Source organism: Rossellomorea sp. FS2 (genome assembly GCF_047915635.1).
GTDB classification, from domain to species: domain Bacteria; phylum Bacillota; class Bacilli; order Bacillales; family Bacillaceae_B; genus Rossellomorea; species Rossellomorea marisflavi_A.
In genome coordinates this window covers 725,748-740,916 of record NZ_JBLRVS010000001.1, presented here as the reverse complement: position 1 = coordinate 740,916, position 15,169 = coordinate 725,748, and the positions used below count along the sequence as shown (strand labels likewise).

16 protein-coding genes are annotated in these 15,169 nt (G+C 50.6%); all 16 read right to left on the bottom strand.

The window, feature by feature from the left end; all coding sequences use genetic code 11:
• Nucleotides 1-13: 13 nt before the first annotated feature.
• Nucleotides 14-448: a YpoC family protein gene (locus tag ACNA6I_RS03950; protein WP_416312965.1), complete on the bottom strand. Its 435-nt coding sequence runs from the start codon at nt 446-448 to the stop codon at nt 14-16.
• Nucleotides 445-1,101, bottom strand: a complete 657-nt coding sequence (gene nth, locus ACNA6I_RS03945) for an endonuclease III (protein ID WP_048006376.1) — start codon at nt 1,099-1,101, stop codon at nt 445-447. The genes ACNA6I_RS03950 and nth overlap by 4 nt, the downstream gene beginning before the upstream one ends.
• A 107-nt stretch (nt 1,102-1,208) precedes the next feature.
• Nucleotides 1,209-1,919: a DnaD domain-containing protein gene (locus ACNA6I_RS03940; protein ID WP_048005855.1), complete on the bottom strand. Its 711-nt coding sequence runs from the start codon at nt 1,917-1,919 to the stop codon at nt 1,209-1,211.
• Nucleotides 1,920-2,050: 131 nt separating this feature from the next.
• Complete coding sequence (gene asnS / locus ACNA6I_RS03935) at nt 2,051-3,343, bottom strand: asparagine--tRNA ligase (protein ID WP_048014963.1); 1,293 nt, start codon at nt 3,341-3,343, stop codon at nt 2,051-2,053.
• Between the two features lie 112 nt (nt 3,344-3,455).
• A complete protein-coding gene (locus tag ACNA6I_RS03930) occupies nt 3,456-4,640 on the bottom strand; it encodes a pyridoxal phosphate-dependent aminotransferase (protein ID WP_416313212.1) in 1,185 nt (394 codons plus the stop codon).
• Nucleotides 4,641-4,663: 23 nt separating this feature from the next.
• The gene (locus ACNA6I_RS03925) at nt 4,664-5,116 is read right to left on the bottom strand and encodes a DUF5590 domain-containing protein (RefSeq protein WP_159129771.1); all 453 of its coding nucleotides are present in this window, start codon (nt 5,114-5,116) and stop codon (nt 4,664-4,666) included.
• A gap of 37 nt (nt 5,117-5,153) precedes the next feature.
• Nucleotides 5,154-5,324, bottom strand: coding sequence for a YpmA family protein (locus ACNA6I_RS03920; protein WP_079516288.1), 171 nt, complete (start codon nt 5,322-5,324; stop codon nt 5,154-5,156).
• A 177-nt stretch (nt 5,325-5,501) separates the two neighbouring features.
• Nucleotides 5,502-8,285 carry an ATP-dependent DNA helicase DinG gene (dinG, locus tag ACNA6I_RS03915; RefSeq protein ID WP_416312964.1) on the bottom strand — a complete coding sequence of 928 codons (2,784 nt, stop codon included), beginning with the start codon at nt 8,283-8,285 and terminating at the stop codon, nt 5,502-5,504.
• Between the two features lie 130 nt (nt 8,286-8,415).
• Nucleotides 8,416-8,799, bottom strand: coding sequence for an aspartate 1-decarboxylase (panD, locus tag ACNA6I_RS03910; RefSeq protein WP_048005858.1), 384 nt, complete (start codon nt 8,797-8,799; stop codon nt 8,416-8,418).
• Nucleotides 8,792-9,655, bottom strand: a complete 864-nt coding sequence (gene panC, locus ACNA6I_RS03905) for a pantoate--beta-alanine ligase (RefSeq protein ID WP_416312963.1) — start codon at nt 9,653-9,655, stop codon at nt 8,792-8,794. Before panC ends, panD begins: the two co-directional genes overlap by 8 nt.
• Nucleotides 9,652-10,491: a 3-methyl-2-oxobutanoate hydroxymethyltransferase gene (panB, locus tag ACNA6I_RS03900; RefSeq protein WP_048005860.1), complete on the bottom strand. Its 840-nt coding sequence runs from the start codon at nt 10,489-10,491 to the stop codon at nt 9,652-9,654. The genes panC and panB overlap by 4 nt, the downstream gene beginning before the upstream one ends.
• Nucleotides 10,492-10,766: 275 nt before the next feature.
• Entirely contained in the window at nt 10,767-11,750 is a 984-nt protein-coding gene (locus ACNA6I_RS03895; protein ID WP_048005861.1) for a biotin--[acetyl-CoA-carboxylase] ligase, read from the bottom strand.
• Entirely contained in the window at nt 11,735-12,919 is a 1,185-nt protein-coding gene (locus ACNA6I_RS03890; RefSeq protein WP_048014082.1) for a CCA tRNA nucleotidyltransferase, read from the bottom strand. The genes ACNA6I_RS03895 and ACNA6I_RS03890 overlap by 16 nt, the downstream gene beginning before the upstream one ends.
• A gap of 12 nt (nt 12,920-12,931) precedes the next feature.
• The gene (gene bshA, locus ACNA6I_RS03885) at nt 12,932-14,053 is read right to left on the bottom strand and encodes an N-acetyl-alpha-D-glucosaminyl L-malate synthase BshA (RefSeq protein WP_048005863.1); all 1,122 of its coding nucleotides are present in this window, start codon (nt 14,051-14,053) and stop codon (nt 12,932-12,934) included.
• A 5-nt stretch (nt 14,054-14,058) separates the two neighbouring features.
• Entirely contained in the window at nt 14,059-14,766 is a 708-nt protein-coding gene (gene bshB1 / locus ACNA6I_RS03880) for a bacillithiol biosynthesis deacetylase BshB1 (protein ID WP_048005864.1), read from the bottom strand.
• A complete protein-coding gene (mgsA, locus tag ACNA6I_RS03875) occupies nt 14,753-15,157 on the bottom strand; it encodes a methylglyoxal synthase (RefSeq protein WP_048005865.1) in 405 nt (134 codons plus the stop codon). The genes bshB1 and mgsA overlap by 14 nt, the downstream gene beginning before the upstream one ends.
• Between the last annotated feature and the right edge of the window lie 12 nt (nt 15,158-15,169).

Below are 15,169 nucleotides of genomic sequence, written 5' to 3'. Positions count from 1 at the left end.
GCAGCGAGTTCACTTACTCGCTGCTTTTCTTTATGGACTTCATTGCCCTGTCCTTTGCGTATCTCTTCCATTGTTCTGCAAACAGTTCCTGCAGTTGCAGGAAGGAATGGGCAAGCCTTGGATTCTGCTCGATGAATGAAAGCCTGTCCACGACGTTGTGGGGCTTCAACTCCAACCATTCCACCCTTTTCTGCCGATCCGTCAGATCGACCTCCTGCCCATTACTCCAAAACAAGAGCTGATAGAACCATAGGATGGCCTTTCTCATTTCATCTGCGCATGCAGGATCACGTGTCTTGAACAGGGTGGAAATCCCGTCTTTTCCCTCTTCCCAGTTTCGATACGCCTCTTCGGGACGAAGGATGGACCCTTCGCATTCTCCATCGCCTTTATTCTCACCTGCTGCAAAGAGGGATATATCTGGCTGCCCTTCTGCTCGATCTTTCATACCCTCACCTTTTTCTTCATTCGCTTCTGCCCTTCCCTGCATAAATCAAGAAGAGGACAGATTTCACACTGAGGGGACTGTGCCTTACAGTGATAGCGGCCGAAGAAGATCAGGCGGTGATGCGTTTCGCTCCAATCTTCGCGGGGAATCTTGCGCATGAGCGTCTTCTCGACTTCGAGAACACTGTCCTTCCAGCGGCAAATGCCCAACCGCTTACTGACTCTCTCCACATGGGTATCAACGGCCAGGGCCGGGACACCAAAGGCGACGGACACGACGACATTCGCTGTCTTCCTTCCGACTCCCGGCAGCTTCACAAGCTCCTCATGTTCTCTGGGGACCTCCCCTCCATATTCCTGAAGAAGGATCTCACAGAGGCTGCGGATGTTCTTCGCTTTGTTTCGGTAAAGTCCAATGGACCTGATATCCTGCTGGAGTTCTTCCAATGTGACGGCCAAATAGTCCTCAGGTTCCTTGTATTTCTGAAAAAGGTTCTTTGTCACCTTATTGACCAAGACATCTGTGCACTGTGCAGAAAGCAGGACGGCGATGACGAGCTCAAAAGGATTTTCGTGTACAAGCTCACAATGAGCGTCCGGGTACATGACCCTCATTTCATCCAAACATATGGCAATCTGTTTATTGTTAAGCAAAGACATACAGCCTCCTTATCACTTGTAAGGGATCACCGGTTACGCAGTGATGCCCCTCTCCTTTGCGTTTGAAAAAAGACCGGCCATGATGGCCGGTCTTTTATGCCCTATTGCTCCAACCAATTATAAAATGGAACCGACTTGCGCTTCCCTTCTGATTTGACTTCCTTCGGTGCAGCCGCTTTTTGATGCGGACGGAAGCGCTGGCTTTGGTTACGGGCATCCTCGATGGTCTTCACGCCATTTTTCTTCCATTCGAATAAAATGCGATCGATATATCGAAAATTAAGCTTCCCGGAGATGACAGCCTCCCTCAGGGCAGCCTTGATGATGGTCGGATTATGCTCATCCTGATCAAGCCACATGGCAAGGGTCTCGCACTCAAGGGGGGAAAGGGGACGAGCGAATTCCTGTTCGAACACGGAATAGATGTCCGCCTCTTCCTCCATCGCCTGCACGGTCTGCTCCCTCTTATCATCCAGAATGACATGGTCCGCCAGTTTACTCCATAGTGGTGTAAGGCTGTAGCGTTCGAAGAGGATGCCTTCCTGGGAAGCTCCCTCTTCGATTCCGAGGAATTGATGCTGGATCAGTTTCCTCAAAAGGGAAGAACAGTGCTCAGCACTTAAGGTCATGCTTTCCGAAAGGTCAGTTGGTGTCGGGAACTGATTCCCCTTATCCATATGCCCGTAGATATTCAGTAATAGGACAAGCTCGGTTTCATTCAATCCGAGAGCTTGATAATGTTTCAATAATAAATGGGGGATGTTCAATGTCCCTTCCTCGATCCAGGACACCATCAGTCGTTTATGATCCATAGTACTAACACCTCCTAACCAGTATATCATGGCTATGGGTCATTTTCTCATATTACAAGGTGTTTTTCTTTTCCATGTCGCCTTAAAAAAAGAAGGCCATCCCGTGCACTATGCACAGGACGGCGTTTTCCTTACGGATATAGACGGTTCAACAGACGCGGGAATGGGATGGTTTCCCTGACATGCTCCACGCCGCTGATCCAGGCAACGGTACGCTCAAGACCAAGTCCGAATCCTGAATGAGGAACTGAACCATACTCCCTCAATTCAAGATACCATTTGTATGCATCCGTCGCGAGATCGTGTTCTTCGATGCGCTGCTTCAACAGTTCGGCATCATGGATACGTTCTGATCCACCGATGATTTCCCCGTATCCTTCCGGTGCGATCAGATCGGCGCACAGGACAACATCATCACGGTCTGCATCAGGCTGCATATAAAACGGCTTCAATGAAGTCGGGTAGTGCGTGATGAAGACCGGTTTATCGTAACTTTCGGCAATGGCTGTTTCATGTGGCGCCCCGAAGTCATCCCCCCAGGTGATATCATCGAACCCTTTCTCATGAAGAAGTTTGATGGCATCATCATAGGAAATGCGCGGGAACGGAGCTTTGATCTGTTCAAGCTTGCTTGTGTCGCGTCCAAGACGCTCGAGCTCTAGCTTACAGTTTTCAAGCACACTCTGCACGATGTAGGACACATACTGCTCTTGCACTTCAAGGTTTTCATTGAATGTGACAAAAGCCATTTCCGGTTCGATCATCCAGAACTCGATGAGATGGCGTCGGGTCTTGGATTTTTCCGCACGGAATGTCGGACCGAAAGAGAAGACCTTCCCGAGGGCCATGGCTGCCGCTTCCATGTACAGCTGTCCGCTTTGAGAAAGATAAGCGTCCTCTTCGAAGTATTTGGTTGCGAATAGCTCAGTGGTTCCCTCCGGTGCACTTCCGGTGAGGATCGGCGGATCCACCTTCACGAATCCTTCTTTATTGAAGAATTCATACGTTGCCCTGATGATTTCATTCCTTACCTTCATCACGGCGTGCTGCTTGCGGGAGCGCAGCCATAAGTGACGGTGGTCCATGAGGAACTCGGTCCCGTGCTCCTTCGGTGTTATCGGGTAATCCACGGCTTCATGGATCACTTCGACATCCTTCACCTGAAGCTCATATCCGAAAGGTGAACGTTCGTCTTCCGTCACGACACCTGTCACATAGAGGGATGTTTCCTGAGTAAGGGATTTGGCCTTTTTGAAGATGTCCTCTTCGACTTCGGCCTTGACGACGACACCCTGGATGAAGCCGGTACCGTCACGCAGTTGTAGAAAAGCGATCTTGCCGCTGGAACGTTTGTTGGCGAGCCATGCACCGATGGTCACTTCTTCCCCAACAAAACGATTAACTTGAGATATTGTGGTTTTCACGATTTATTCCCTCCAAAAACTTATACACATATGTATCGTACCTTATTATACCTTCCCGATCATCGTGTCGCAACAGATTGGGAAAAAGAGCCCCTTCAACAGGGGCCGATCCTTACTTGCTGCGGTCTACAACAAATGTGTGAATCCGTTTCAACGCTTCCTCCAGGGAATCAAGGCTGGTTGCATAAGACAAGCGGATATTATCCGGTGATCCGAAGCCGGAACCGGGGATCACCGCCACCTTCGCTTCCTCAAGAAGTGCCTTCGTGAAGGCATCCACATCTTCATAGCCTGTCATCTCTGCCGCTTTCTTGACATTCGGGAAAAGGTAGAATGCCCCTTGGGGCTTAATGCACTGGAATCCAGGAATGGCATTGAGCTTCTCGAACAGGATGTTAAGCCTCTCTTCGAATGCCTGCCTCATATGTTCCACAGGTGCTTGATCCCCTTTATACGCCGCGATGGCTCCGTATTGGGACGTAGTGGTCGGATTTGAAGTCGAATGGCTTGCAAGATTCGTCATCGCCTTGATGATCGTTGCATCACCCGCCGCATAGCCGATCCTCCACCCTGTCATGGAATGGGACTTCGACACTCCGTTGATGACGATGGTCTGATCCTTGAGCTCCTGTGACAGCTGTGCAATCGAGATATGTTTGTTCCCATCATATACAAGCTTCTCATAGATTTCATCCGAAACGATAAGGACATCATGTTTGATGCACGCTTCACCGATCGCACGAAGTTCTTTCTCGGAGTAAAGCATCCCCGTCGGATTGCTCGGGGAATTCAGGATGAGGGCTTTCGTTTTGGACGAAAGCACCCCTTCAAGTTGCTCAGGTGTGATTTTATATTCGTTTTCCTCTTTTCCCTCGACCATCACCGGGACACCTCCGGCGAGCTTGACCTGCTCAGGGTAGCTCACCCAATACGGAGTCGGAATGATGACCTCATCCCCTTCGTCCAAGAGCACCTGAAACAGGGTATAAAGGGCGTGCTTCGCACCGCTCGTCACGATGACTTCACCGGGGCCATACTCAAGACCCTGATCAGTCTTGAATTTTTGGATAATGGCTTCCTTGAGGGCAGGAGTACCGCCTGATGGGGTATACTTCGTCTGACCGCCGACCATCGACTCATGTGCCGCCTGGATGATATGGTCAGGGGTGTTGAAGTCGGGTTCACCTGCTCCAAGTCCGATCACATCGATTCCCTGCTGCTTCATCTCTTTCGCCTTGGCCGTAATGGCCAGTGTTGTGGAAGGTGTTAGTGCACTTACTCGTTGGGCTAATGAAATGTTCATCGTGACTCACTCCTGTATTATAGATTTTCTATTTTTTTCCACCATTCTCCATTGGAGAACAGCATATAGAAATAATTCAGTTGTTCCTGATCATCAAGGTACGTAATTTCCCATACTGGACCGACGGACTCATAGCCGAGACGCACGGAAAGAAGTTCCTTTGGCTCGATCTCACTTTTGAGCTTTTTGACGGCTTCTTCCTTCGAGATGCCACCGTCCCAGTCCCTCTCGATGATTTCCCCTTTACCTTCAGGAACCCATGCAACCTTTTTCTTGCCGTTTTCATCCTTACCGATGATGACGGAATAGGCTTTGGTTCCGTTATAGAAGCTTGTATCATCGATTTTGGTGATGCCCGTTTCATCCTTGACGCGGTCGATTGCCGCTTCCGATTGTTTATGGAGCGGGCTGCGTGAGTTTTTATAAATCAAGAAGGCCGAAGTGCCACCAATGAGCACGAAGGCAATCACGATTATCGTTATCCATTTTTTCATCATCATCACTCTTTTATGTACGATAGATTGTTAGTACTGCCACCTGCTGATCTTCCGGATCAAGTGCGAGGCCAAACATATAGTCGTCTTTCTTCAACGTCCTGTTCAATTCGTCTACCACTTTATAAAGGTTATCCGTATAGTCGATCCGAAGGGTAGATAATATTTCGATCTTACTTTCCATGATGTTCCTCCTTCATCGATTGGTATGTTACATTCTACACACATTATAACAACATTTCTCCTTCGTGTAATCGAAGAATGTAAAAACTTCACTCCATATGTTCATGCACTTTCTGGAGGGGTGAATCCGTTTGCCATAACCCGGCCCCTTCCCCGGAGGCTTTCCTGTCACCGGGGTTCAAAGCCAATCTTCGATCTGATCGATGAGTTCGAACAGATCCCCTTCCTGCACCGGCATATTCGGGATCGAATCGAGGAATGCCTTCCCATATCTCGTCGATATGATGCGACGGTCATAGACGATGATGATCCCCCTGTCACTGCTCCTTCTGATGAGCCTTCCGATCCCTTGTTTGAAGCGGATGATGGCTTCCGGAAGCGAGAGGGCCGAAAATGGATTTTTTCCAGCCGCTTTGAGGATTTCCGCCTTTGCCTGTGTGACTGGCTCATCAGGAGGGGAAAACGGGAGACGCACCATGGCCAGGCACGAGAGATCCTCGCCAGGTATGTCGACACCTTCCCAAAAGCTGCTTGTACCAAAAAGGATCGCCTTATCGAAACGCTGGAAGTTCTTTGTCAGCCTCGTGCGGCTTCCCGATGTGATCCCCTGTGCCATCAGCACATACTCTTCGAGAAGCCCGGAATCCTTCATGAGCTCATACGTCTTCCGGAGCATGTCGTAGGAGGTGAATAGGATGAGCATCCTCCCCTTCGTGGCCTGTGCCACTCCGATCAGATGGGAGCTGATGGACTCGATATATTCTTCATTGGTCACATGCTGGATCTCCGGTACATCTGAAGGGATGAACAACCTCGTCGCTTCCCGGTAGTCGAATGGAGAAGGGAGTCGGAGGGTGCCGGCACCCTCCAGCCCGATTTCCTGAAGGAAGAAATCGAATGAATCGCTGACCGTCAGCGTCGCAGATGTGAGGATGACGCTCTCTTTTTTCACAAACACTTCATCCCGGAGTTGATCAGCCACCGTCACGGGTTGGCCTTGGATGGTCAGGGAGTTCGGCAAGGATCTTGTATCCCCTTCAAGCCAGATGACATATTCATCCGACGCCTTCAGGAAGAGGGTGGAGAGTCCTGAATGCAGCTCATTCCAATCAAGCAGGAACGAAAAGAATTCTTCGATGAATGCTTTCTCAGGATCACTAAGCCTGACTTTCTTTTCTTTTACGGTATCAAGAACCTTCCTGAAATGTCCTTCGATCGTTTTCATATGGGAAACGACCCTTTCGATGATCATCCTGACGGGCATCCACTGCCTGCTTTTCTTCACATCTTCCGTCAGGCGCCATTGGATCTTGTTTACGCCCGATCTCTTTTTGGATTGCTTATAGAATGTCGAAGCAAGCACCGTGAACGCTTCTTCGAGTTCTCTGTAAAAGTCCGTGATGAGACGGTCGAGCTCAAACGGGTGGAGTTCCATAGTGACCGAATGGTTGGCCAAAAGTTCATCAAGACGCTTATACAGCTGGTGATGGTCCAAGGATCCGAGCTGGGAAACCGTGAATTTAATGGAAGGATAGTCCAGCATGATCCCAAGATGCTGCCTTGCAGCCTTTTCTAGATGATGGGCCTCATCGATCACAAGATAGTTGAAGTCGGGGAGCATCTTTTTCTCCATTTTCACATCGGTCAGAAGCATGGAATGGTTTGTGATGATCAGATCGGCCTCAAGGGCCTCCTTCCTTGCAGAAAGGTAGAAATCCTTCGACACCCACGGATCTTTGTGATGAGGCAGATGCCATCCGTCCTGCTTCAGCCGGTTCCAGAACAATTGTCCGCCTGAACTCAGGTTGAGTTCGCTCATATCTCCGGTTTCCGTCCTAGTAAGCCAGACAAGGATCTGCATTTTGGTCAATGCAGCATCATACTGCGCTTCGTCTTCCCTCAGGGACTGCTCGAATTTGAACAGATTGATATAATGATTTTTCCCTTTCAGAAGGACGGTCTTAAACGGAAAGGGAGCGATGGCTTCCAACCGCTTGATTTCCTGCTGTAGAAGCTGCTCCTGAAGCTGGATCGTATATGTACTGATGACCACCCTTTCCCCTCTACGGATCGCAAAATCGAGGCTGGGCCATAGATACCCGAGGGATTTTCCGACGCCCGTCCCCGCTTCGATCACCATATTTTTGGACAGGTGAAAAGCATCCGTGATGCTTTCCATCATAGCCAGCTGTGCCCCCCTCCGCTCATAATGGGGGACGGATTTCCTCAGGAGCTCCTCGATACCTTCTCCCTCGTCAGCATCCCCTTTGGAGATCTGCAGCTTGCTTTTTTTCTTGATGGCAAGGCCCCGGTGGACCTCCAGCCCTTCGGGAAGATCCTCGATCCGCTCATATTTGTCATGGAGGATCCGGTCAAAGATCAAGTAGAGATCACTCTTCAGATGATCGGACAGCTTCCTTAGCTTTTCCAGTGTCACCAAGGGCAATTCGTTGAGGGTGTCGATGAAGTATAAAAGGATTTCTGCCGTGACGTAGGCATCACTGTCAGCCTGATGCGGTCTCACATGACTGACATCGAGGGTGCTTGACAGCTCGGATAGTTTGAAGCTATCCGCAGACGGAAACGCGACTTTTGCCAATTCCACCGTATCGACCGACGGACCGTCAAAAGGCATATATCCGCTTTCTTCAAGCTCCGCCTGAAGGAAAGATAGATCGAAATTGACATTATGGGCAACAAATACCGCCCCTTCAAGGATCTTATGGACCACGGGTGCGATTTCTTCAAAGGCCGGGGCATCCCGGACCATGTCATCATCGATGCCCGTCAACTCTTCGATGAATGCCGGAATCGGCTTGCCCGGTGAGACAAAGCTCGTATATTGGTCGGTAATCTTACCGTTTTCGATCGTGACTGCCGATAGTTGAATGATCCGTTCTCCCCTCTTTGGGGAATTACCGGTCGTTTCAAGATCGACGACTACAAATTTCAATGGATCCATCTTCTTCACTGCCTTCATTTAATCGCTACACGTTATCTTCAACAGTGTACCACAATCTCTTCATCGTGAGCCACCATGCGGGCATAAGAAAAGAGGGAGATCCCGGCATCTCCCTCTTCCATGTTCACGGTCAATAGACCGTTGCTTCCGGTTCTGTACCGAGCATTTCCACGATCGCATTATTCTCATCCATGATCGCAACTTTCGGCACATGACGGCTGACGTGTTCTTCCGCGACGAGCTTATAGGAGACGATGATCACGATATCCCCTTCCTGAACCTTCCTTGCAGCTGCTCCATTCAGGCAGATGACACCGCTCCCCCGCTTACCGGGGATGATATAGGTTTCCAGGCGTTCTCCATTATTGTTGTTGACCACCTGGACCTTTTCATTTGCCACCATCCCCACTGCATCGAGGATCTCTTCATCGATGGTGATGCTGCCCACATAATTCAAGTTCGCTTCCGTCACGCGGGCCCTGTGGATCTTCCCGCTCATCATTGTCCTAAACATGTTTATCCTCCTTTGAGACTGTGATTATCATATTATCAATCAACCTTGCCCTTTCATATTGGACCGCGAGTGCTACGATGATCTCCCCATCCCACTCTTCCACCGGGCAGAGTCCCGGGTAAGAGAGAACTTCGATATAATCGATGATTCCTGACGTCCCTGACTCGATCGTTTCCCGTACGAGCAACATGACTTCTTCACTGGAATCGGCCCCTTCTTGTATCGCCTTCCGTGCAAGCTGGAGGCTATGCTGCAAAACAGGCGCTTCCTCCCGTTCTTTTGGAGACAGATAGACATTCCGGGAGCTTTTGGCGAGCCCGTCGCTTTCCCTCATGGTCGGAACCCTGACGATGGTAACAGGGAAGAAGTAGTCATTTACAAGCCTCTCCACTACGGCCACCTGCTGGGCATCCTTCAGGCCCATGTACACGGAATCGGGCTGTACGATGTGGAATAGTTTCGTGAGGATCGTCACCACACCGTCAAAGTGACCCGGCCGTCTCTTTCCACACATCACATCAACCCCTTCAGTGACATGAAGGGTGACCGATGTTGTCCCGGCGTATATTTCTTCCGTGCGCGGAAGGAACAGGATATCGACCCCAGCTTCCTCCGCCAGTGCCCTGTCTCTCTTCAGATCCCTTGGGTACCGGTCAAAGTCTTCTCCCGGGCCGAATTGGGTGGGATTCACATAAATACTCATCACGACAAGATCATTCTCTTCCCTTGCCTTCTTTACGAGTGACAGATGCCCTTCGTGAAGATACCCCATCGTAGGGACAAAACCGATGCCTGAGCTCTTCTTATTATTTTTCAATACTTCTGTCAGTTCCCTGATGTTCTCTATGCATCTCATTTATGTCCACCACCGTAAAGGCTGTTGAGCTCTTCTTCCTTCATCGAGAACGAGTGATCATCGTCGGGGAAACTCTCAGCCTTGACATCTTCAATGTAGGAGGCAATTCCACCCCGGACGGCACGGGACACGTCGGTATACGATTTGACGAACTTCGGTGTCCTGTCGACTCCGAACAGGACCATGTCATGAAAGACCAGTACCTGGCCGTCGGTGTCTTTTCCGGCTCCAATGCCGATGACCGGGATCGACAGGGCCTCGGAGACTTCTTTGGCAATCTGCTTTGGCACGCATTCGAGAACGAGGGCAAAGGCTCCCGCCTCCTCGCATTCCCGTGCATCCCTGATCAGCTTTTCCGCCTGGGAAGCTGTTTTCCCTTGGACCTTATATCCTCCGAGGACCCCGACCGATTGCGGTGTCAGCCCGAGATGGGCCATGACGGGGACCCCGGCAGCGGTAAGGGCATGGATCCGATCGACGACCGTACCCGCCCCTTCAAGCTTCACGGCATGGGCCCCGCCTTCCTGCATGATTTTTGCTGCAGTCTTCAATGTCTCCTCTGTAGAGAGATGATAGGTCATGAAAGGCAGATCCGTCACTGTGAACGTGTCGGGAGCACCTCTCCTGACCGCTTTCGTATGGTGGATCATATCAGAGGTGGTAACGGCTACCGTGGAATCATAGCCAAGTACGACCATACCGAGGCTGTCACCGACCAGAAGCAGGTCGATCCCTGCTTCCTGAGCAAGCTTCGCTGTCGGGTAATCATAGGCCGTGAGCATGGAAATCTTTTCTCCGCTTTCTTTCATCTTTAAGAATTGTGTCGTCTGTTTCATGAGTTCCTCCTTCTTTTCAGTCAGAGGTGACGAAACAAAATGATATAAAAAGGATCCTTCTGCAAAAAATTGACAGAAGGATCCCTGGATTATCGTAAAGTTTCGGCCCTCTGTCCCAGTCCTGAACGGATCAAGGCAGATTTTAGTTTTCGAATATGGATGTAAACGCTTCAAGGTGCAGTTCCTAAGGGATACTGCCCAATTCCGATTATAGCATAGGACGACGACGAAGAGGCAAGTCTGAGCCTAAAAAAAAGAGGAGCTTTTTGCTCCTCTTAACGGGACAACTCGATATCCGCGGAATAAATGTGATGGATCCGACCGGCATCGTCTTCAATCTGAAGGACTCCTTCTTCCGTGATCCCTCGGGCATATCCTTCGATGGACCCGTTGATCGTCCGGGCGGTGATTCTCCTCCCGATACTGACGGCATAACCTTCCCACATGAGCTTGATGGGGGTGAATCCCTTTGCCAGATACAGCTCATAAAGTGCCTCCATCCGCTCTAACACCCTCTGGACGATGTCAGATCGGGAAAGTGAACGGCCAGCCTCCATTCCATAGGAAGTGGCGAGACTCTTCAACTCATCGGGAAAATGCTCTTGGGTCTGGTTGACGTTCATGCCGATTCCGATGATGATAGAGTTGATTTTATCCGGTTCCGCCTGGAGCTCGGTCAGGATCCCCGTCGCTTTCTTGCCATTGATCAGGATATCGTTCGGCCATTTGATCTGCGGCTCGAGGCCGGTTGCCTCCTGAATGGCCTGAACGACGGCCACCGCTGCGATCAATGTGAACTGCGGGGCTTTCTGGGGAGGGAGGAGCGGCTTCAGGATCAGGCTCATCCATATGCCCGTCCCTTTCGATGAATGCCACTCCCGCATCAGCCTTCCCCGTCCATCCGTCTGCTCATCCGCAATGACGAGCGTTCCTTCAGGAGCTCCATTGGCAGCCAGTTCATGCGCCACTTTCTGGGTGCTCCCCACGGTTTCTTCATAATGGATATTCTGGCCGAGTGTCTTCGTCTTCAGACCGATCTTCAATTTGTTTGCAGTCACACTGTCAGGAGCACCGATGATCCGGTACCCTTTCTTCCTCACAGCTTCGAGGACGAATCCTTCTTTCCTGAGCTCTTCGATATGCTTCCACACGGCAGCCCGTGAACAGCCCGCAATGTCTGCAAGGGCCTGGCCGGACAGGAAATCATCCGGTGAATCCGATAACGCGGACAAAAGTTTCTCCCTTATGACCGATTGCATGTTGTCACCCACTTTCTGATCGAAGCCTTTTCATTCGAAAGTTCTCCGTTTAAGATGGCCTCTTCGATTTTTGCTATTTCCTCTTTCACCCATGGTCCCCCCGGGTTCCCTTTCCATTTGATCAGCTCCGCCCCGGTCGCCTTGATGTCCTTTACTGAATGGATGGGCAGTTCGTCGTAGCGATTCAAGGCCTCACGAATCGAATGGGGAGAGGTTGAGATACAGGAAGCAACGGATTCAACGTTCACTACCCCGTTCCTTCCTGTCTTATAGAGGAGCTGTGGAGACCAGTCCCCACAAAGGCGTTCCTTCAACGACTCTTTCTCTTTTTCCCTCGCTTTGATTTCCTTTTTAGGCAGCCGCCAGGCTTTCAGGAAACCGCCATCCATCACATGAAATAGCAGGTATAACCAAGCCTGGTCCTTCGACAGTGATCTCACCGCTGGGTTCTCGCCCATGGCTTCAATAACATCACCATATCCTTCAAGCATGGGGAGCTCACGGTACAGACCGGTGCGCACCAGCAGGTTAAAAGCAAGATGTTTGTTCATAGAGGCGAGGATCTTCTCGAATTCCATGGTCTTTCTCTCCACGGCGATGTGGCTCATGAGGGGGGCATGACGGGTAATCGCCTCTCGTGTATCATCTTCCATGTCGAATCCTAGCTGAGCGACAAAGCGGATCCCCCGCATCATCCGCAGGGCATCCTCTGAAAATCGTTCATCCGGCAGGCCGACGGTGCGGATCCTTTTTTCGCGAAGATCAACCCGCCCTTCAAACGGATCCAGGATCCTGCCCCTTGCATCCATGGCCATGCTGTTGATGGTGAAGTCCCTCCGTTTAAGATCTTCCTCGAGGGACCTTACAAAATCGACGGAATCGGGTCTCCTGAAATCCTGATAACCTGCTTCCGTCCTGAAGGTCGTCACTTCGAACCTTCCGGATCCCGTCAGCACCAAAATGGTGCCATGGTCAATCCCGATATCCACCGTATCGCGGAAAATGCTCTTAACCTCTTCAGGAAGGGCAGATGTTGCAATATCGACATCATTGATCGGCCTGCCCAGGAGATGGTCCCTGACCGATCCGCCGACGAAATAGGCGTCATATCCGTTCGCTTCCAATTCAAGAAGAACGGGCAGCGCCTGGGAAAACTCCCTCGGTAACATCCTATCTCCCCCTTAGATCAATTCCTTGTAGATGGACTCATACTGATCGACCACGCGATTCCGATGGAATTTTGTACGCACGGTTTCAAGTGCATTCCTTGAGATCTCTTCATAAAGATCTCCGTCCTTCAACACTCTGACGGCTTTACTTGCCACGGCTTCAAGGTCACCGAGTGGACAGATGAAACCGTTCACCCCGTCCTCGATCACTTCCGGTATTCCCCCGATATCAGTTCCGATTGCCGGTACCCCGCAGGCCATGGCCTCCAAGGCGACAAGACCGAAGCTCTCTTTTTCGGACAGGAGCAGCTTGAGATCGCTGATGGAGTAGAGTTCTTCCAAGTTATTTTGTTTCCCCAGGAATAAGACATATTCCTCGATCCCCAGTTCTTTTACGAGAGAGGAGATTGCCCCCATTTCCGGACCGTCTCCTACCAGTAGCAGCTTTGAAGGAACAGCTTCCTGGATCTTGGCAAATGCACCCACGACATCCTTCACCCGTTTGACCCCTCTGAAGTTCGAAACGTGAATGAGCACCCTTTCATGAGGCAAGATCCCATATTCCGTTCGAAGGTGGGACGAGTCAGTCTTCCGGTACACCCTCTCATCGATAAAATTATATACCGTGCGTATATCTTTGTCCGGTCTGATCAAGTCGTCGGTCTGCTTCACGAGGGCTGTCGACACTGCTGTGACCACATCGGATTTTTCGATACCGAAGCGGATCGCCCCCGTCAGTGAGGCATCATATCCGAGCACTGTGATATCCGTGCCGTGAAGGGTCGTGACGATCTTCACATCCTTCCCCGACATTTGTTTCCCGAGGATGGCACAGACGGCATGAGGGATCGCGTAATGGACGTGGAGGATATCAAGCTCCTCTCGTTCCACCACCTCGGCCATCTTATTAGCCAGTGCGATATCATACGGCGGGTACTGGAATACGGAATACTGATTCACTTCCACCTGGTGAAAGTAGATATTATGGTACATCTTGTCCAATCTGAAAGGGATGCTCGAGGTGATGAAATGGATTTCATGTCCTCTTTCTGCAAGCAGTTTACCAAGCTCTGTTGCCACTACACCCGAGCCCCCGACAGTCGGGTAGCATGTGATACCGATTTTCAACTTCATGATTGTTACTCTCCTAATAGATCATGATGCAATGTAATGGGTGTGTGGGTGAAGAACCCTTCAGCATGAAGGGAGCCCACTTCCTTGCCCATCATGGTTTCCCTCGCCTCCACAGACTCTATGTAGCCTTTTGTAAGCGGTGTCGCCACTCCGGATGCCTGAATGAACTGACTCGTATAGGCTCGGAGGCTGTCCACCTTCTTATCCATATAGCCTTCGATATTCACCATGAAGTCCGGACGGTGGAAACCATTGATCATGTAATAATATAAATGTTGGGGCTTATGGGCGTCCAACTCCCCGTGAAATTTCCGGATCCCCGAAGAGAAGTACGCTTCAGTGATCAATCTCGATGCGTTCCCGTGATCGGGGTGGCGATCCTTTTCATACGGAGCAAAGATGACATTGGGACGATAGGTACGTATGACTTCGACGACCTTTTTCAGATGATTCTCGTTTATGTATATGCCCCGATCTGGGATATCGAGGGTGATCCGCTCTGACGCACCCAGGATATCCGCGGCCTTCCTCGCTTCCTCCAGGCGAAGTTCCACGGTCCCGTTGGATGATAGTTCTGCGTGGGTAAGATCGCAGATGACGATGCGCTTCCCTTTCTCAGCGTACTTGGCAATGGTTCCCCCCATACCGATTTCGACATCATCGGCATGGGCACCAAAGGCCAGGATATCGACTGCCTGCTCATTCACTCCCATTGATGATGCTCCTCCATTCAATATCTCCTCTTTCAAGCCCTTTGACCAGGACTTCCGCACTGCCCATATTCGTTGCAAGGGGAACGCAATACACGTCACATAGGCGGATCAAGGCTGATACGTCCGGTTCATGGGGTTGGGCAGTCAATGGATCCCGGAAGAATAGGACCAGATCCATCTTATCATTGGCGATATAAGCCCCTATTTCCTGATCTCCCCCAAGGGGCCCGGACCTGAAGCGATGAACCGGCAATCCGGTTTCTGTCGTGATCCTTGTACCGGTCGTCCCGGTGGCAAAAAGGGAATGCTGCTCAAAGATGGGCTGGTAAGCCAATACGAAACGGATAAGATCGTCTTTTTTCTTATCATGGGCGATTAGCGCAATATTCATGAATGTCACCTT